This is a genomic window from Nostoc sp. T09, assembly GCF_002154695.1.
Taxonomy (GTDB): domain Bacteria; phylum Cyanobacteriota; class Cyanobacteriia; order Cyanobacteriales; family Nostocaceae; genus Aulosira.
Genome location: NZ_MTAV01000146.1, coordinates 1 through 19,276 on the forward strand (window position 1 = coordinate 1; position 19,276 = coordinate 19,276).

Consider the following 19,276-nt stretch of genomic DNA (forward strand, 5'->3'; position numbering starts at 1 on the left):
CATTATTAATGTTCTTAGATTACATCTTTTGCTTACTTTTTGCTTAAGTTGACACCAATGCGAGTTGATGTCCGGCTACAATCCAGCCGAACATGACGCCGACATTCTCTTTGCCGAAGACGTTGGCTACAAGGCGAACTGTCGGTGGTATAGTAGCAATCCAGTCGAGTCCGTAGAAGACCGCAAAGATTGAGAGTCCGTAGAATGAAAAGTGAAAACTGAAGGGCAGAAAAATTAGGGATAAACCCCGCAGCCCGTAGTACCAGCACAGTAAGTAGCGATTGTTCCACCGATCAGACAGCCAACCGGAGATAGTTGTCCCGATAAAATCAAAGATTCCCATAATCGCTAACAGTCCCGCAGCCTTAACTTCAGGGATACCATGATCAATACAGGCGGGAATTAGATGAGTGCCAATGAGTCCGTTAGTGCTGGCACCACAGATAAAAAAACTACTAAATAACAACCAAAAATCTCTAGACTTAAAGCCCTGCCAAAGTTTGTTCAGAGTTGAAGTGATGGAATTGGCCTTTGGCGGTATTAATTCCACAGTTTCACTGTAATCGCCAAAAGGTCGCAAGCCAACTTCCGCAGGGCGATCGCGCATGAATAAGGCGATCGCAGGAGTAACTGCAAGTGCAACGCCAGCCAGAGCTAAAGTAGCTGTGCGCCATCCAAACCTTTCTACTACCGACGCCAACATCGGCAGAAATACTAATTGTCCGGTAGCTGTGCTGGCGGTAAGAATCCCCAGAACCAAACCCTGTTGCTCTACAAACCAGCGATTGACGACAACCGCACCTAATACTAAAGCGATGACTCCGCTACCACTACCGACAATAATTCCCCAAAGTAAGACTAACTGCCAGGAAGTTGACATGAAAGTGGTTAAGCCAACACCAATAGCGATGAAAGCCAATGCGAATACCATTGTCCGGCGAATGCCGATGCGCTCCATGACAGCGGCAGCAAAAGGGCCAATCAGTCCATAGAGTACTAAGTTGATGGAGATTGCCAAGGATATAGTAGCTCTGCTCCAGCCAAAGTCTTGCTCCAAAGGCACGATCAGAACTCCTGGTGCAGAACGAATCCCGGCTGCTACTAATAACGCTAAGAATGTTAAACCCGCGACAAGCCAGCCATAGTGAAGCGAACGACGTGCTAAAAACGAGGCTAGGGACATGGTTCTAAGGGATTTGGGAAAGGGAACAGATAAACACTGTTAAATATCTGTGTTTATCGGTGTTTATCTGTGGTTTCATTTCTACAATTAAGAATTACCCCTGATAAGGGTTGCCGATTCTGTCTACAGAAACGTTAGCAGATAGAGGCAAGCGACCGGGATTGAGGCGTGGTTCTGCGGCATAGCCAACGGGTACTAAAACTGCGATCGCTAAATCTGGATCTTCTGATGCACCAATCACAGCTTTCACTTGATCCTCAATCCAACCATTCATAAAGCAGGTGGATAAACCTAAACTTTCGGCTGCGAGTACCAAATGGGTAGCTGCAATGATTGCATCTTTAATCGCATATTCGCGTTGCTTATCTCCTAGAGAAGCTTGAAACTGCGGTATGGCATTTTTAAAGTAGTTGACTGTACCTTCATTCCATGCACCAGTTTCGAGCGCTCGCTCATAAACTGGAGTCAAGTCTTGTTCTCCAGCCTTGGGATCTGCCGCAAAAACAAATGTCACAGGTGCTTGGATAATTTGTTGTTGATTCCAAGACGCTGCTGATAATGCTGCCTTTTGTGCTTCATCTTGCACGAGGATAATTTGCCAGTCCTGGATATTAAAACTGCTGGGTGCGGCTACGGTTAACTCTACTAGTTGCTTGAGTAGTTCTGGAGCTATGGGATCTGATTTGAAAGTTTTGATCGACCGACGCTTGAGAATAGCACTGGGTACATCTAGAGCTTGAGTTTGTGTAATAACACTCATGAGATTCTCCTGATAGTTGAAGTTCCTACGCTGTTATAGCGCTTTTTATTATCGGACTAAATGCTTTTTTGGTGTAAAAGGTTGCTACCCACTACATCGGGGTCATTATAGACTAAGTACTTGTTCGCTGGCAGCCGACCAAAACGGATAGTCTGTATATCCTTGTTCGCCACCACCATAAAAGGTTTCTGGATTTGGTTGATTCAACGGTGCATTAATAGCCAAGCGTCGCGGTAAATCCGGATTTGCTATAAATAGAGTGCCGAAAGCGACTAAATCGGCTTGTTTGTTAGCTAAGACAGCATTGCCCTTGTCACGGGTATAACCAGCGCTAGCAATCAGCGTACCTGTATACCTTTCCCGTAAATAATTAATTGGTACTGCTGTCCCACCATATTTGATATCTGCATCTGTAGAGTCAACGATATGCAAATAAGCTAAATTAAATTGGTTGAGTACTTGCGCGGTATAACCAAAGGTTTCTAAGGGATTAGAGTCACGCATATCGTTAAATGTCCCGCTAGGAGAAAGGCGTACCCCTACTCGGTTAGCATCCCAGACGCTAGTTACTGCCTCTATAATCTCTAGTAAAAATCGGACACGGTTCTCAATACTACCCCCATACTCATCTGTACGTTGATTCGTACCATCCCGGAGAAATTGGTCGATTAAATAACCATTAGCTGCGTGAATTTCTATGCCATCAAACCCAGCTTCTAGAGCATTTACTGCCCCCTGGCGGTACTTTTCGACAATCTCTGGAATTTCTGAGGTTTCTAAAGCACGGGGAGTTACAAAAGGTTTAAACCCATCGTAGGTTAATGCCTGACCTTTAGGCGCAATGGCAGAAGGTGCTACAGGTAATACCCCATCTGGTTGAAAGTCAGGGTGAGAAATTCTGCCTACGTGCCATAGTTGCAGAAAAATTCTTCCTCCCTGCTGATGTACAGCATCAGTTACTAGTTTCCAACCTGCCACTTGTTCAGGTGAATAAATACCTGGTGTATTAGGATACCCTTGCCCTTGAGGAGAAACTTGAGATGCTTCCGCAATAATCAGCCCAGCAGAAGCGCGTTGGGCATAGTATGTGGCATTCAGTGAGTGCGGTACGTTTCCCTGACCTGCTCTTTGTCGGGTTAAGGGAGCCATGACTATTCGGTTGGGCAGTTCTAAGTCACCCAATCGGTAAGGAGAGAACAAGTTGATACTATTATTCATTGGTTACATCTCCAAATAAATGGGGAAAAATTGACTAAATAATCGACCGAATCACGCCACCATCTACCCGCAAAGCTGCACCATTAGTTGCCGAAGCTATAGGACTAGCTAGGTAGACAACGATCGCAGCGACTTCTTCACAAGTTGCAAAGCGTTTGAGCAAGGAAGTGGGGCGCAGAGTCCGGAAAAACTCTGCCTCGGCTTCGCTGGGAGTAATACCGCGTTCTTGTGCTATCTGGGTGATAAATTCTGCAACACCTTCTGAGCGAGTCGGTCCTGGTAATACAGAGTTCACCGTTACCCCAGTACCAACACTCATTTCTGCTAGACCTCTGGCGATCGCTAGCTGAGATGTCTTGGTCATGCCATAGTGAATCATTTCTACAGGAATCTGTACAGCAGACTCACTGGAAATAAAAATTATCCGTCCCCAATTTTGCTCGTGCATCTTTTGCAGATATTGTCGGCTTAAACGAACGCCGCTGAGTACGTTAATTTCAAATATGTTCAACCAGTCTGCGTCAGTAATATCAAAAAATACTTTTGGCTCGTAAATTCCGAGATTGTTAACCAAGATATCAATGTGAGGAACTTCCGCAAGCAGTCGCTTAATTCCCTCTTGTGTTCCTAAATCCGCAACCACACCAGAAACTTTTGCCTCCGGATGACTGTGCTGAATTTTAGCGATGGCCTGTGTAACTCGTGCCGCAGATCGTCCGTTTACTATTACTGATGCACCTTCTTGTGCCAGCGCTTGCGCGATCGCTAAACCAATACCTGCTGTTGAGCCACTCACCAGCGCGGATTTACCTTGTAATTTCAAGTCCATTTTATTCTCCTGGGAGAGAAGGAAAGACAAGGGAAGGGAGTGTGGGAGAGGGTGGGGAGTGTGGGGAGAAATAACCAATGACTCTTGACCCTGGACTCTTGACTCTTAACCCTTGACCCTTGACTTTCAAGAAACAAAGATTCCCCTCATTCAAGTCTTATAATTAGCCCACTCTAGGCGGTTAACTTTCGGAAATATGCTGTGATAAAGTCTTAGCTAAAGTGGTTTTGGGCACGGCACCCACGACCGTATCGACTTGTCGGCCCCCTTTAAATACCATTAGCGTGGGAATACTCCGAATACCATAGTGACTGGCGACGGTGGGATTTTGATCTGTGTTCAGTTTTACCACTTTCACCTGGCCATCGTATTCGGTAGCGACCTCATCGACAACCGGAGCTACCATTCTGCAAGGTCCACACCAAGGTGCCCAAAAGTCTACTAAGACTGGAACGTGGCTTTCAAGGACTTCTTGCTTAAATGTGGCTTCCGTGACATTTGTAACGGATGACATAATCGTCCTCCTGATTTAATTCTATTATTCGATAATATCGAATAAGTAAAATATATGCCATTTTATGAGATAGTGCAACTATGAGATTCTTGTATCATCCAGATCGAAAAGATATTTCGTTAGCGGGAGTGTTATACGCCTTAGGCGACCCGGTAAGACTAGAGATTGTGCGGCTTTTAGCAACTCAGGGAGAGCAGTGCTGTGCTGGGTTTGATTTTGCGATCGCCAAATCAACAATGTCAAATCACTTTAAGATTTTGCGGGAGTCGGGGGTAGTATTGACTCATAAAGAAGGAACGCAGCACATCAATAGATTGCGGCGCGAGGATTTAGAAGCGCTGTTTCCGGGATTGTTGGATGCAGTCTTGCAATCGGCTCAACCATTAAATATTTGTGCGTCGGCTGATAAACAAACAGCCTCAACAGCCTAAATAAATATCTCTTATCAGCTTCAGCTTTTGTTTACAGCTTGCTCCAGTTAAAAATCTTATTCTGGTGTCAATACCGTTGAGTTAACACGAATTGTAGGGGCACGGCATCCATAATCTTTCGGTGCATCACATAATTTTATCGGTGCCGTGCCCCTATGACATATCGCATCTCAGCTTAACTGAACCGTATTGATTCTGGTGTAGACACTGGTCTAGACGAAGGTGATTGTGTCTGCTTGAAATTAAGAACACTAATGCCAACAAATTTCTTGACTTAAAAGCAGGGCGAGTGAAGAAGTTACATTTAAACTCTCTTTCTCCCCCTGCTTAAGAAAGCTGCACATTTCAAAAACATCTCTCTTCTCTCACTAACAAGGTTCCCCTGTCAGTCAAGAGTATATGGGAAATACTTACCGCATGACTTCCAGAAAGCGGTAATCGCGCATCCACTTTTCCCCTTCCTGATCGCTTAGCACGGCAAGACGGCCCGTGGTCGTAAACGCCAGCTTGAAAATTTCCCACTGCTCATCGGTAATGTCCCCCTGCTGTGACATCACGCCTCCTTCATCCCAGATAATCGTCACTTGTCTGCCACCAGCAATCTCGAAGTTCCCCAAGCGAGTAATCCGACCGGTATGCCACTCAAACTTAGAACCGGCTTCCTTGGCTTGAGAAGCTTCGAGTGCCTCTGTGCTGGAGTGGAGAGTTTGCTCTTGTTCATTGCTCGATGATTTTTGCTTTGCCATAGCTTGTCTTAATCCTTTTTTATATGTGCTTTCGTTGATTGTGCATAGGACTTACGCAAGAACCCTCTGAAACCCTCTTTCCTACCCTTCGGGAATGCCTGCGGCAAACGTGTCCTTCGAGTCCTTTGCGGTTCGTTTTTTCATAATTTTGCGTAAGTCCTGGTGCATTCAAGCAAGGCTCAATATACAGCTGGGTTCAGCCTGTATCTTCTCCCTCAAGCCATAGTCTTGTTGAAAGTGATTGCCGTTTTTCTAGCTTCAGCTAAATATTGCATTATTGTAAAAATCAGTTACATTACGTTACAGACAGTGCCAACTTTTATACTGCAATACACTGGAGTTTTACTCATGACAGGTTTTAACAAACCGACACCTCCTGTTGTAGATGACCGCAACCCTGCGCGTTTTGGGTTCACTCCTCAAAGTGAAAATTGGAACGGTCGCTTTGCAATGATTGGTTTAGGGAAGAAAGAGGTTCCTTTGGTGGACGTAATCGTTACTAAGCTTTGTAGATTCACTTTAAAAAGCTAATCGGTTAGTGCAATAAATTTATTTGATGTAGTTGACGCTCAAGCATGGATGCTTGAGCTTTTTTGATACAAAAATTGGACTGTGCGCCAAAATGAACCCATAACCCAAGTTATACCATTTTAGATTTTGGATTGTGAAAGATTTTGTCACCAAGCTTTTGAGCGATCCATCTGTCGCAATCATTTTTTAAATTGGTATTAATTCGTTACGAACTTGTGCAATTCTGTACTTAGACGTACCAATTAACCAATTTGGGGTGGTTGAAAGTTATAAATATCGCGAATAACTTGCACCCAACCATCCGAGACAGATTCGAGGATGCGATCGCCTTTTTCTTTAGTTGCTGTTGTCGCATCACCAATGACTCCACTTTGACTGATATCCCGCGTTACCCAAGCCACAGGTAGTTGACCTTCCCAACTCAGCAAACTAGTTTCTGATTGTTCTGGCGGATACTCAGCCAAAGCTTTATCCAGTTGCACCTGCTCCGGTAAAAGTGCCAACATCAAACTAGTTTCAGCATCTCCGGCGTGCATACCTAATTTTGCTTCTTTTGGCGTTAGCAACTCTTTAGTAATATTAGGCACACGCCATGTGAACAAGGGAAACACCGAAAAATCGCCATACTTAACGTGTAAATCCCGCGCTGCTAATTGCATGACTTGAGGCTGTCCGCCGTGGGAGTTCATCAACACTAATTTTCTAAACCCGGCTCGGTAAATACTATCTCCCACCTCCATAATTGTTGCCGTGAGTGTTTCCGTACTCAGAGTAATAGTGCCAGGAAAGTGCCAGTGTTCGTTAGATTTACCATAGTTAATACTGGGCAAAGCATAAGCAGGAATATTAGAGTCAAGTTTTGCCAAGGCTTTTCCCAACACCCCAACACCAATGGCAGCATCGACTATTAACGGCAGATGAGGGCCATGTTGTTCAATTGCTCCTACTGGTTGAATAATTACCACATTTTCCTTATCTGGCATCGCTTGGATGTCAGTCCAACTGAGATAAGGAAAAAAGCGTTTTGGGGGTATAAAGCTATGCATCTGACTAATATCGCGTCATTTTTATCTTACCGGGACTGGGGACAGGGGATTAAGGATTGGGAATGACGGAAGAAAGAGAATTTCCTTCTGGCATCTGCCTTTTACCTTATTTTCTGACAATCAGACTTTAAGATTTTCTAAAATTGTTATCTAGTATACTAATTAATAATAGGACAGGTGATATTGTTTATTTGTGTGTGAGGAGCAAGTTAAAACGAAAAACATCTGGGGTGGAAACACGGCAACACTCCCGGGTGTTTTTTGTTTCATTTACAGAAATAATTGCTTTAGCTAAAAATAAGCAAAGCGATCGCTACAACTAAAAGTAATCATACTATTACTGAAATTAGGACTGAGAAGAGATTAACTCCCTAATTACATTCAGAAATTCGTGCAAGACAGGTGATGAATCTTCTTGTCGCCAAACTACTACAATCTCTCGCGAGAGATTTACGCCTTTGATGGGTCTGTAAACAACACCTGTGCGCTGAAGATTTTGGACATTGCTGGGTAGAAGTGCGACTCCTACACCACCTGCAACTAGGCTGAGAACGGTGATTACCCAAGTTGCTTCTTGAACTACATTGGGGAAAAAACCAGCTTGCTGACAGAGATTAATAATTTCAGTGTAGGAAGGAACGATTTCTGGCGAAGGTAAGACAAAAGGCTCATCAGCCATTGCTTCGAGAGGAATTTCTGCTTGGGTGGTGAGGTGATGTGTTGTTGGTAATGCAATCACCAAGGACTCGCGCACAATTGGCAGATAGCTCAAGTTAGCATCCTGTTGATGGGAATGAGGTAAGCGATCGAATCCCAGATCGAGACGACGATTGTGCAGTTCTTGAATCTGCTCGGAAGCTGTAAGTTCGCGTAACACTAGTTTTACATTGGGAAAGCGATCGCGAAATGTTCGCAGCATTTCAGGTAGAAGGCTGTTAGCAATAGAACTATTAGTACCCACTACCAATTGTCCAATCTCGCCTCGGCTAGCTCGTTGCGTTTGGACAATTGCGCGTTCAAGTTGAGCTAAAACTAACCGTGCTTCTTCTAAAAATACTTGTCCCGCAGATGTGAGTTGCAGCGGGCGCTTTTTGCGATCGAGCAGTTTCACGCCAATTTCGACTTCAAGGGCGCTAATCTGCTGGCTGAGGGGAGGCTGAGCTATATGCAGGCGTTGGGCTGCGTAGCTAAAATTCTTTTCTTCAGCCACAGCAATAAAATACCGCAAATGTCGAAGTTCCATTGCTTGCCAGAACTACTATATTTTTTATATATAGTGTACTAGCTAAAAAAGTATCTTCAATATAGTTGCTTTCCCTTATAGTGACACATAAAGGCTGTTGATCGAGATTCATCCCCGCAACGTGTAACGGTTATCGGGTTAATCACTATAACTATGAGCAAAATCAAGCGTGTTGTGATTGTTGGTGGAACCCACGGAAATGAACTGACAGGAATTTATCTAGTCAAGAAATTTGAGCGATCGCCTCATTTGATTCAGCGCTCAAGTTTTGAGAGTCTGACGCTGATTGCGAATCCTAGAGCTTATGCGATCGGTAAAAGGTATGTTGATACTGACCTAAATCGCTGTTTTCTCCGCCAAGATTTAGAAAACCCTAATTTGTCTAATTATGAAACACAACAAGCAAAGATAATTTATCAAACCTTTGGCGCTCAAGGTAGCCAGCAAGCAGATTTTGTAATTGATTTACACACTTCTACAGCCAATATGGGGCTGTCTATTATTTTAGGTAATGAAAATTTATTAAATATTCAATTAGCAGCTTATCTCACATCGATAAATCCAAAAGTCAAAGTACTTTATTCAACAAATAAAAATCAACACAGACCTCATCTAGATTCAATTTGTGAATTTGGCTGTACTCTTGAAGTTGGTGCAGTAGCTCAAAATATTTTGAATGCTGCTTTATTTCAGGAAACTGAAGAAATTGTGCACGCAATTTTAGATTATTTAGAAGCTTACAACCAGGGAAATACACCAGCCGTAAAAGATACCCTCAACGTTTATCACAGCATTCAAACAATTGATTATCCCAGAAATGAGTTAGGAGAAATTCAGGCAATGATTCATCCTCAACTGCAATTTAGGGATTATCAACCGCTTCATCCAGGAGAGCCAATTTTTTTAACCTTTGAGGGTAAGGAAATTCTTTATAAAGGCGACTCAACTGTGTATCCAGTTTTTATTAACGAAGCCGCCTATTATGAAAAGGGTATTGCAATGTGCATTACCCAGCTAACTCATAAAAATATTACTTGAGAAGTGAAAATAGACTCTCAAGGGTCAATAGTTATTAATTATGGCTCTACCGTACTTGTTATGCTAAATTCATAGTCTTTAAGAGGGAACAGGGGAAAGAGGCAATATTAAGAAATAATCTGACAAATAACCATGATTTCTCATGTATACCAAGCTTTTTGAGATTTTCTCACGTAAATTTAGCATACTAGGTACTGAAGAACCTTAATTATTTCTCCCTTCCCTTGTCCTATTTCTCCTCACACTCCCCACACTCCCTCATCCCCCTTGTCCTCCTGCCCTCTGCCTTATTCTCCGGCTAACTCTTCACAAAAGTCCACTCCAGCGCTTTCCGGGGAGCTTCTTGGAGTGCTTTAGACAGTTCAGCGTTGCTTTTGAATTTCAACTGAGATAAATCGCAGGCTTCGATATTGACTGTAAATTTCTCATCCTCAAACGGCCAAGGTTTGACAGTAACTAAAGAATCGCTGCGCTGCATAATGTCATAACGTTGATCTTCAGGGCCTTTGCTAATTTCTAACCATCGTTCATCAGCAGGTAGTTCTTGTTGACAGAGAATTAAAGAAAGGCGATCGCACCATTGCATAAATGCATAAGCAGCATCTACGTCTTCCTTTTCAATACCCAATTCCTTGCGCCAAAGTTCTTGGTTCTCTAATTGCTCATCTAAAAATTCGTCCAGTTCTGGAATCTGGCCGCGTTTTCCCTCGTTTAACCGACTCATGTGCTTAGAAATTAATAAAGCTACCCAACGTCCCCGATAGAGCGCATTCTTTACTAGTTTGGCAATTTTCTCGACATCGGTATCTTGATTTAGGGTAAAGTCCATCGGCGCGCCAGCTTCAGTTACAATATCTTCTTCCCACTCTTTCTCTAGATCATCATGATGGGAAATTGCAGCTAGGGTTTCATATAACCTGGCTGGAGCATTTTTGCGTCGCCACTGTCCCGCTAATTGAGCTGCTAGCAAAGCATGTGCACGGTGATAAATAATTTCCCAACCATTTTGTGTAGCATTGACAATCACCAGTTATTTCTCCATCATCTAAAGTCTAATTTTTGCCCGAAAAATGAGCCAGAGAAGATACTTCTAACTGGCTCATCTTATTCTCCTACTTCAGTTAATTAGGAGTGTTTTTGCAGCGGATCGGCAATGTATTTGAAAGTTGGTTCAGAATTCCAAGGACCGCGCTCATCATGACCATTACCATTTGTAGATAGGTTGTAGTAGAGAGCAACAGTTTCGTCAGGCTGAATATTACCAAATATTGGATCTGTTAATTTACCCAGAGAATCTAATGCTTTCATAAACATCTGGGTATGAGAAATTTCTCTGGTTAACAGATGCACTAAAGTCTTCTTAGTTCCCTCATCTGTTGCCAACTTAATCAACTCTTCGTAAGTCTGACGCGCACCGGCTTCAGCAGCAATGTTAGCTCTCAGGTCACGCACTACATCTCCACCCTCATTCAAGTAGTTTGCAGTCCAAGCGCTACCCTGACTATCTAGAAAATGAGGCCCTATTCCTCGGATAGCAAAGAGAGTACTCTTATAAGCCTCTGTTTGATCCGTATTTTTGGTATGAGCTTCGATGAGTTTACCCACCATTTCTAAATGGCTAAATTCCTCGATAGCTATATCTTGGAGCATATCTTTAATGCCTGCATTTTCGACATGAAAAGATTGCACCCAGTATTGTAGAGCAGCTGTAAGTTCTCCCGTTGCTCCACCAAACTGTTCTAGGAGTAACTGAGCAAAACGAGGATTGGGAACGCTAACGTTTACTGCATGAATCGGCTCTTTTTTATGAAAAAACATGTCGTTTTTATTCCTGAAACAATGATGTGGTCAATGGATTGATTGGTAATCTTTACGAACTACCAGTTTTACCTCAAACTGGTAGCTCAAAAGAATTACTTAGTACAGCGCGACGTAGATAAAGCCCTGACTGAAATAATGCAATAGAGTAAACGTCTTTTGACTTTGGACTTCCGCGTATTAGTACTAATTTGCTCTCTACTTTTGACCTGCCAATTTAAATTAGACCCTACTGCTTCTGCTCAACAGTCCCCATAGGTAAATAGCAATAATTGCACCAATTACAGCTATAAATAAGCCTGGGAGACTGAAACCAGCACCAGCGGCAGTCAATTGTAGAGTTCCTGTTTGTAAAAGTGTGTAAAGACTTCCACCGATAAAAGCACCGACAATACCCAAAACCATTGTCGAAAGAATTCCGCCACCCTGATAACCTGGATATATTGCTTTCGCGATCGCACCAGCTAGAAGTCCTAAAATAACCCAAGCAATAATATTCATAAAATCCTCAGAAATCTTATCTGGTTTGTACTTAATTTATCTATAAAAACTCAAAATTGTTTCTATCGGTTGAGATAAATGTTACAACCAAAAGATAGAGAAGAATTCATCCTGTTTTTGGGATTTTAGGGTGTAATTATTGTGATTTCTTGATTTAAGAATATCTGACAATGTTTGTGCAATAATCCTGGCTTGTTATTTCTTGCTAAATGCTAAGAAACAATTAGGTTGTTTATTTCTATCTTTAGAAGGAAACCATGTATCTGCCTTTTTATAGATGTATTAGTGAATTTAAATACTTTTAGATATAAATATTGTTCATGTAAGCTGCATAAATAATTTAATTAATCTGTCTCAGCAGTAATGTAATCGAATCTCAAAAATATAAATACAGAGGTACTAGACAACTGATTGAAGGTTCTAATTTTTTGCAGATGAAGATAACCATGAGTCTTAACTGAACCTGAATACTTTCTCAATTCTTGAGTATCAAAAAGGAGGGTTATTCTGTTGCAATAAAGACGATAACACTCAAGTGCAGAATCCCCATTGATTACTCAACATCAATCAGGAGTCCAAGTGAGTAGACCTGAAAACTACAGTTCAATTGAGCAGTTAGTGTCACCTGAAAAAGCAGCACCTCAGCAATCGCTAACATTACCGGACGCTGTGGCGCTAATTGTAGGAATTGTGATCGGGGCTGGGATTTTTCAAACCCCTGCTTTAGTAGCGAATTATGCAGGTAGTGACTTTGCTGTGCTGCTTTTCTGGTTAATTGGTGGTGCAGTATCTCTGGTAGGAGCATTGTGCTATGCAGAGTTAGCAACAACTTATCCTCATGTTGGAGGTGCCTACTATTACCTAAAACGTGCTTTTGGGCGGGGAGTCGCCTTTTTATTTGCCTGGGCACGGATGACAGTGATTCAAACAGGTTCGATTGCACTGTTGGCATTTGTTTTTGGTGACTATGCTTCTCAGATATGGAGACTAGGTACATTCTCACCATCTATTTATGCAGCAGTAGCGATCGCACTTTTAACTGCTTTAAATATTGTTGGTTTGCAACAAGGTAAGTGGACGCAAAATTTGCTGAGTGCTGCTAAAGTCTTGGGTTTGTTGCTGGTGGTAATTATTGGATTGGCTGCCACACCTAATACTAGTACGCCTGTAGAGTCTGCATCATCGGGTACTTGGGGGCTGGCACTGGTGTTTGTTCTATTGTCCTACGGTGGATGGAACGAAGCAGCCTACATTTCCGCAGAAATCCAAAATAGACAACGCAACATCCTGCGATCGCTCCTGATCAGTATTGGCGTGATCACCGTTATTTACTTGCTAATCAATTGGGCTTACCTGCGGGGGTTGGGGTTAGCAAACATGGCTAAATCGGAAGCCGTAGCCGCAGATTTAATGCGATCGCTTTGGGGCGAACCAGGGGCCTTTTTTGTCAGTTTACTGATTGCAGTTTCTACTTTAGGGGCAACCAACGCCACAATTTTTACCGGGGCACGTACTAACTACGCTATGGGCCAGGATTTTTCGCTGTTTAGTTTTATGGGACGTTGGCAACAACGACCTAGCACTCCTACCTATGCCTTACTTTTGCAAGGAGCGATCGCCCTTGCATTGGTTTTCTTGGGTACGCTTACGCGCAAAGGCTTTGAAACAATGGTGGATTACACCGCCCCAGTATTTTGGTTTTTCTTCTTACTTTCAGGTATATCGCTGCTGGTGTTGCGAAAGCGCGAACCCCAGATAACGCGATCGTTTCGCGTACCTTTTTATCCTTTTACACCCTTACTCTTTTGTGCAGTTTGCGGCTACCTGCTTTACTCCAGCTTGGTTTATACAGGCGTAGGAGCAGTTGTCGGTGTTGTGGTTGTGGTAGCAGGTATACCACTACTGCTATGGAATAGCTACCGCCAAGGTAGAGCCTAAATAATTCAATATTCCAAATACCAAAATGATACAGGAGGACAGTGATGAATTTCTCAAAAATCCTGCTTTTACTGACTACTGGGGTTAGTGTTGTCAGCTTCGGAATAACTGGATGCACAACTCAACAGCAAGACTCGGAAGCAGGAACACAACAGCCTGCTGTGACTGTTCAGCAAACTGATATACCAACTCCTACAACCACAACTCAACCCCAAGAACGTCCTGGTGATGTTCCTTATGTACCAACACCACAACCAGTAGTGGATGCAATGCTGAAAGTGGCAAAAGTGGGCAAAAATGATGTAATTTATGACCTTGGCAGTGGTGATGGGCGAATTGTGATTACAGCTGCTCAAAGGTACGGTACGCGAGGTGTAGGTATAGATATCAACCCAGAACGGATCGAGGAAGCTAATCAAAATGCCAAAACAGCAGGAGTCACTGATCGCGTCAAATTTGTGCAGCAAGATTTGTTCAACACTAATTTGAGTCAAGCCACAGTAGTAACACTCTATTTGCTACCTGATATCAACCTCAAACTCCGCCCGAAGCTATTTAAGGAACTTAAACCCGGTACTCGGATTGTTTCCCACGCTTTTGATATGGGTGATTGGAAACCACAACAAACACTAAATGTTGATGGCAAAACTGTCTATTATTGGGTAATTCCTGACAAGATACCCTCAAATTTACAATAAGGTTTTGAACTTTAATTAACATCGCTACTTCATAGGGTGGGCATTGCCTACCCTACAAAACTAGTAACTTTCACGAATAATTTAGATTTTCTCTACCCAAAATTTCGTTGTAATAAATGCTTTTATATCAAACCACAGATGCACACAGCGAAAAGTCTGATCGCCGGCTTCCGGCGATCAGAACTTTTCAAGACAGATTAACACCGATAAATATACAGCAGAATTCAGAAGCGAAATAGGCTTTTTACCTGTGTTTGAGGCTTAGAATTTGTACTTCACCAAGTTGGAATCTGCTGTAAGTGTTTATCTGCATTTATTACAAATTTTTTCAGATTTATATTGCCCGTGAGAATTGTTTTTCTCTAGCTCTAATGCGACCATCAAAGATAACAGCAATATTTCTTACCAGCAATCTGCCAATATCTGTAATTACAATGGAGTTTTTTGATAAACTAACCAGTCCATCGGCTTCTAGAGGCTGTAACATCTCTAATTCGCGTGAGAAGTACTCATCAAAACGGATGTGATATTTATCTACAATATCTTGCTTATGCAATTGGAAGTGAGACATGATGCTCATAATTGCATCTCGTCTGATAATGTCATCTTGAGTTAGTTTGATGCCTTTAGTCAGAGGCAAAGCACCCTTAGCAATTGCCTGATAATAATCTTTTAATTGCTTGTGGTTTTGGAAATAAGCATCTTCTAGCATACTAATAGATGTGGCACCAAAACCAAAAAGTTCTGTTTCGGCGTGGGTGGTGTAGCCTTGAAAGTTCCGCTTGAGGGTGCCATTACTTTGGGCGATCGCCAGTTCATCATTAGATTTAGCAAAATGATCCATACCAATGAAGATATACTCGTTACTTGTCAGTTCTTCAATGGTCATTTTCAGAATTTCTAACTTTTCCTGTGGCAAGGGTAAGGCATCTTCAGGAATATTTTTTTGTGTAGCTTTTATCCACGGAATATAAGCAAAGTTAAAGACAACAATCCGATCAGGATCTAATTCAATTGTCTTTTTCACTGTTTCCCGAAAAGTTTGCCGGGTTTGGTAAGGTAGTCCATAAATCAAGTCTACATTTACACTTTCAAATTGAGCTTCTTTAATCCAACTCATCACATCAAATAGCATTTCTTCTGGTTGGACGCGATTCACTGCTACTTGAACTTGGCGATTAAAATCCTGAATACCAAAACTAATGCGATTAAAGCCAATCTTTCTGAGAAATAAAATGTAGTTCCTATCCACATAGCGGGGATTAATCTCAATTGAAATTTCTGCTTGTGGATCGATGGTGAAGTTTTGAGTAATGTTTTTCCACAAGAATTCTACTTGATCGCGCTCTAAGTAGTTAGGGGTGCCGCCACCCCAATGGATTTGGAGTACTTTGCGGTCTGAATCAATTAACGCTGCGGTTTGCTGAATATCTTTAACCAAGTTCTCTAAGTAAGGTTTGGCAATATTCTTGTTGTTGGAAATTACTGTATTACAGCCGCAAAAGTAACAAGCACTCTGACAAAAGGGGATGTGGAAATACAAAGACAAGGGAGTTTTTCTTTGATTTGAGGCGGCGATCGCGGTTTGCAAATCACTGGTGGTAAATGCTTCGCTTAACTCCGTAGCAGGTGGGTAACTGGTGTATCTAGGTGCAGGAGCATCGTACTTTTGGATCATCTCCAGATCAAATTTGACACCAGGTAAGAGAAAAACCATCAAAACCTCCGAATACCGCCTAGCGATTAGTTGTATAGCCAGCCACAGACTCAGGTTGTCTGTCAATTAAAAGTCAATGCCAGAGTTAGAGAATTGTTATTCTGGGGTTAGACAGGATTTGCATCACTCGATCCAGCAAATACCACTGCCGATGCTATCGCTGCCATTTTTATGTCTCCCAAAATTATTTAACTATTTATATTTGTATAACTATAAAGCTATTAATATTTCTTTATTTTTGTCTGTGTGTGGAGGCACATTTTGGTTATTGGGCATGGGGCATTGGGCATTTGTCATTTCTCTGCGCCGCCCCTGTCCTCTCATCCTCCTTGTCTCCCTTGCCTCATCTCCCCAATCCTAGGTTTTTGCAGAATTTAACTATTTTGAATAATATTTTATGCTTATATAACTATTAGAAGATTAAATGATTATAGGATTTTCATGGTGAAGTCTCTTGAAACCCCAAATAGCGAAAGAAAAGGAACCACAGATAAACACCGATGAACACAGATAAATTATCGGTGTTTATCTGTGTTCATCTGTGGTTCTATATCCAAATTTAATAACTGCTTATCCAACAGTCTGAGCTACTACCTTGTCAGCAAAGCTTTGAGTACCTTGCATATACTCCTCCAAGGTAAACGAATCTACCTGAATCGCATCATTACGCGCGAACTCCGCCTCGCAGATGAGTTCGACATCTTTCTCGCTAATCACTCCAGCTTTGAGGGCTGCTGAAATTAACTCATCGGGTTTTAGCTGTGGTAGTTTCCCTGTATGGCTAGCATTTTTGATGGTTTTGAGTAATGGTTCAGCTTGGGATAACAATGTGAAAGCTTTTTCCAAACGTCCCAATGCTTCATCGCTAGTGCTAGGAATATGAATACCTGCGGTGAGGCGATCGCGTATTTCCCCAGGAATTTGCAGTTTACGAGCAACTTCGCTACCCAGTTTGTCAGTAGGTAGGGAACCAATTGGATTGAGTCGCCACCACCAAGCAAACAAGTTACCTAAAACTGGTACAGGCAAGTTTTCGAGAATTCCCTCAAAAGCTGATTGCATCTGAGCAAAAGTATATTGCATTGCCCAGTGAACAAAAGCTAAGTCTTCAGGTTTTCTTCCTTCGGCTTCAAAGCGTCGTAGGGTTGCAGTCGCTAAATACATCCAGGTGAGAATATCCGCAAACCTTCCTGTCAGCTTCTCCCGTCGCTTCAATGTTCCACCAAAGGAGAACATGGCAACATCAGTCAGTAAGGCAAAGGTAGCAGATGCCCACTCTAGTTTGCGGTAATATTTCGCTGTCGCACCTGGTACGGGAGAAGCAGCCAAGTAACCACGAGTAAGATTGAGAATTGCAGATCGGAAAGTATTACGCACCGTCAACCCTAAATGATGCCAGAAGGCTCGATCGAAAGCAGTCACATCTGATTGATTCAGGGCTGTAATTTCGTCATAAACATAAGGATGACAGCGAATCGCCCCTTGTCCAAAAATCATCAAGGTGCGGGTGAGAATGTTTGCGCCTTCGACGGTAATTGAAATTGGAGTTGCTGTATAAATGTTTGCCAATAAATTTCTGGGGCCGCGACAGATACCCGCACCGCCCATAATGTCCATACCGTCGTTAATGATTTTGCGGGAGATTTCGGTCAAACTGTATTTGGCGATCGCAGAAACTACCGCAGGTTGTTCTCCTTTATCTACTGCACCGCAGGTATAAGTTCGAGCCGCTTCCATTAAGTATGTCAAACCGCCAATTCGTGCCAGAGGTTCTTCTACACCTTCAAAACGCCCAATTGCTAAACCAAACTGCTGCCGTACCACAGCATGAGCGCTAGTAACTCTTGCTACTAACTTTGCCACTCCCGTACAGCTAGCTGGGAAGCTAATTCCTCTACCTGCGGCTAGGCTTTGCATCAGCATCTTCCAGCCATTACCAGCTTGTTCCACACCGCCGATAATTTGGTCAACGGAAATAATAACGTTATGTCCCTCTGTGGGGGAATTGTAGAAAGGCACACCCATTGGATCGTGCCGTCTGCCCATGCTCACGCCTGGTGTGTTGGTGGGGATTAAAACGCAGGTAATTCCAACTTCTTTACCTTTACCTAAGTAATTTTCCGGATCGCGTAATTTGAAAGCTAGCCCTAAAAGAGTGGCGATCGCAGCTAAAGTAATATATCGCTTCTTCCAATTCAGACGCAGATAAAGCTTGCCATCCTCGCCTCTAAATACTGTTCCTTCAGATTTGATACTGGCTGCATCTGACCCAGCCGTGGGTTCTGTCAGCGCAAAACAAGGAATTTCTTCACCAGTTGCGAGGCGTGGTAGGTAATAATTTTTCTGTTCCTGTGTACCGTAGCGGAGTAATAATTTTGCGGGGCCTAGTGAGTTCGTCACTCCGACAGTAGCGACATGGGTAAAAGAACGAGATGCTAACTTAGTCATCACGTTGCTGTAGGCGAAGTTAGAAAATCCCAAACCGCCATACTCTTGAGGAATCATCATCCCCAAAAAGCGCTCTTGTTTTAAATAGTCCCAAACTTCAGGCGGTAAATCCTTGCGGCGGTAGATTTCCCAATCACTCACCATCCGACAAACTTGTTCGACGGGTCCATCGAGAAAGGCTTGCAGTTCTGGTGTAACTAAAGGATATGGTTCTTGATTAATTCTTTGAAAGTTTGGTTTACCTGAGAAGAATTCACCATCTACCCAAACATTGCCGGCTTCAATGGCTGCGCGTTCGGTATCAGAGATTTTTGGTAATACATTAAAAGCTTTGATGGCTTTAATTAAGGGTGATGTGAGAATTGTTTGCCGCAAAATAGGGATATTAAGTATGAGGGCGATCGCGCCAAAAATCACCCAAGTCCAAATAGGGGCGTGGAGAGATAGTAGTACTGTTGCAAAATAAAGCGACCAAACCCACAATGGAACGCCGATGTAACCAAGTAATAGTAATAGGAAAATTAGTGTGGGAATAACTATGGTTGGTTGGAGAAGGTTCATTAGTTTTACCCCAAATTAGATAAGTCTCACGCAAGGGCGCAGAGGCGCAAAGAAGA

Annotated in this window: 18 protein-coding genes; 5 read left to right on the forward strand and 13 right to left on the reverse strand. The window is 42.7% G+C overall.

Annotated elements, in window-relative coordinates; all coding sequences use genetic code 11:
* Positions 1 to 43 precede the first annotated feature (43 nt).
* The 5 genes from BV372_RS26065 to trxA all read right to left on the reverse strand — a co-directional run bounded on the left by BV372_RS26065 (position 44) and on the right by trxA (position 4,504).
* Positions 44 to 1,183: an MFS transporter gene (locus BV372_RS26065; RefSeq protein WP_086689396.1), complete on the reverse strand. Its 1,140-nt coding sequence runs from the start codon at positions 1,181 to 1,183 to the stop codon at positions 44 to 46.
* A gap of 94 nt (positions 1,184 to 1,277) precedes the next feature.
* On the reverse strand, positions 1,278 to 1,943 hold the full coding sequence (locus BV372_RS26070) for a nitroreductase family protein (RefSeq protein ID WP_086689397.1): 666 nt from the start codon (positions 1,941 to 1,943) through the stop codon (positions 1,278 to 1,280).
* Positions 1,944 to 2,048: 105 nt separating this feature from the next.
* Positions 2,049 to 3,161, reverse strand: coding sequence for an alkene reductase (locus BV372_RS26075; RefSeq protein ID WP_086689398.1), 1,113 nt, complete (start codon positions 3,159 to 3,161; stop codon positions 2,049 to 2,051).
* 34 nt (positions 3,162 to 3,195) lie between these two features.
* Positions 3,196 to 3,990, reverse strand: a complete 795-nt coding sequence (locus tag BV372_RS26080) for an SDR family NAD(P)-dependent oxidoreductase (RefSeq protein ID WP_086689399.1) — start codon at positions 3,988 to 3,990, stop codon at positions 3,196 to 3,198.
* A gap of 181 nt (positions 3,991 to 4,171) precedes the next feature.
* Complete coding sequence (gene trxA / locus BV372_RS26085; protein ID WP_086689400.1) at positions 4,172 to 4,504, reverse strand: thioredoxin; 333 nt, start codon at positions 4,502 to 4,504, stop codon at positions 4,172 to 4,174.
* Positions 4,505 to 4,584: 80 nt separating this feature from the next.
* Here trxA and BV372_RS26090 point away from each other — a divergent pair, with 80 nt between their 5' ends.
* Positions 4,585 to 4,935 (forward strand): helix-turn-helix transcriptional regulator, encoded by a 351-nt coding sequence (locus tag BV372_RS26090; protein WP_086689401.1) that lies wholly within the window; start codon positions 4,585 to 4,587, stop codon positions 4,933 to 4,935.
* A 410-nt stretch (positions 4,936 to 5,345) separates the two neighbouring features.
* On the opposite strand, the gene BV372_RS26095 is transcribed toward BV372_RS26090, so the two are convergent.
* Entirely contained in the window at positions 5,346 to 5,681 is a 336-nt protein-coding gene (locus BV372_RS26095; protein WP_086689402.1) for a hypothetical protein, read from the reverse strand.
* A 162-nt stretch (positions 5,682 to 5,843) separates the two neighbouring features.
* On the opposite strand from BV372_RS26095, the gene BV372_RS38450 reads away from it, so the two are divergent.
* A complete protein-coding gene (locus BV372_RS38450; protein WP_373270813.1) occupies positions 5,844 to 6,212 on the forward strand; it encodes a hypothetical protein in 369 nt (122 codons plus the stop codon).
* 242 nt (positions 6,213 to 6,454) lie between these two features.
* On the opposite strand, the gene BV372_RS26105 is transcribed toward BV372_RS38450, so the two are convergent.
* Positions 6,455 to 7,258, reverse strand: coding sequence for a creatininase family protein (locus BV372_RS26105; protein ID WP_086689403.1), 804 nt, complete (start codon positions 7,256 to 7,258; stop codon positions 6,455 to 6,457).
* Between the two features lie 346 nt (positions 7,259 to 7,604).
* The gene (locus BV372_RS26110) at positions 7,605 to 8,501 is read right to left on the reverse strand and encodes a LysR substrate-binding domain-containing protein (RefSeq protein WP_086689404.1); all 897 of its coding nucleotides are present in this window, start codon (positions 8,499 to 8,501) and stop codon (positions 7,605 to 7,607) included.
* A 153-nt stretch (positions 8,502 to 8,654) separates the two neighbouring features.
* Between BV372_RS26110 and BV372_RS26115 the strand changes: the two genes are divergently transcribed.
* Positions 8,655 to 9,539: an aspartoacylase gene (locus BV372_RS26115; protein WP_086689405.1), complete on the forward strand. Its 885-nt coding sequence runs from the start codon at positions 8,655 to 8,657 to the stop codon at positions 9,537 to 9,539.
* 298 nt (positions 9,540 to 9,837) lie between these two features.
* On the opposite strand, the gene BV372_RS26120 is transcribed toward BV372_RS26115, so the two are convergent.
* The 3 genes from BV372_RS26120 to BV372_RS26130 all read right to left on the reverse strand — a co-directional run bounded on the left by BV372_RS26120 (position 9,838) and on the right by BV372_RS26130 (position 11,858).
* Complete coding sequence (locus BV372_RS26120; protein WP_086689406.1) at positions 9,838 to 10,566, reverse strand: DUF3891 family protein; 729 nt, start codon at positions 10,564 to 10,566, stop codon at positions 9,838 to 9,840.
* 98 nt (positions 10,567 to 10,664) lie between these two features.
* On the reverse strand, positions 10,665 to 11,357 hold the full coding sequence (locus BV372_RS26125) for a manganese catalase family protein (protein WP_086689407.1): 693 nt from the start codon (positions 11,355 to 11,357) through the stop codon (positions 10,665 to 10,667).
* 222 nt (positions 11,358 to 11,579) lie between these two features.
* On the reverse strand, positions 11,580 to 11,858 hold the full coding sequence (locus tag BV372_RS26130; protein ID WP_086689408.1) for a GlsB/YeaQ/YmgE family stress response membrane protein: 279 nt from the start codon (positions 11,856 to 11,858) through the stop codon (positions 11,580 to 11,582).
* Between the two features lie 579 nt (positions 11,859 to 12,437).
* Here BV372_RS26130 and BV372_RS26135 point away from each other — a divergent pair.
* Positions 12,438 to 13,796, forward strand: a complete 1,359-nt coding sequence (locus BV372_RS26135) for an APC family permease (protein ID WP_086689442.1) — start codon at positions 12,438 to 12,440, stop codon at positions 13,794 to 13,796.
* Between the two features lie 44 nt (positions 13,797 to 13,840).
* Positions 13,841 to 14,494, forward strand: coding sequence for a cyclopropane-fatty-acyl-phospholipid synthase family protein (locus BV372_RS26140; protein ID WP_086689409.1), 654 nt, complete (start codon positions 13,841 to 13,843; stop codon positions 14,492 to 14,494).
* Between the two features lie 334 nt (positions 14,495 to 14,828).
* Here BV372_RS26140 and hemN read toward each other — a convergent pair whose 3' ends face one another.
* Positions 14,829 to 16,211 (reverse strand): oxygen-independent coproporphyrinogen III oxidase, encoded by a 1,383-nt coding sequence (hemN, locus tag BV372_RS26145; protein WP_086689410.1) that lies wholly within the window; start codon positions 16,209 to 16,211, stop codon positions 14,829 to 14,831.
* A 570-nt stretch (positions 16,212 to 16,781) separates the two neighbouring features.
* Positions 16,782 to 19,220, reverse strand: a complete 2,439-nt coding sequence (locus tag BV372_RS26150; protein WP_086689411.1) for an acyl-CoA dehydrogenase — start codon at positions 19,218 to 19,220, stop codon at positions 16,782 to 16,784.
* Positions 19,221 to 19,276 lie beyond the last annotated feature (56 nt).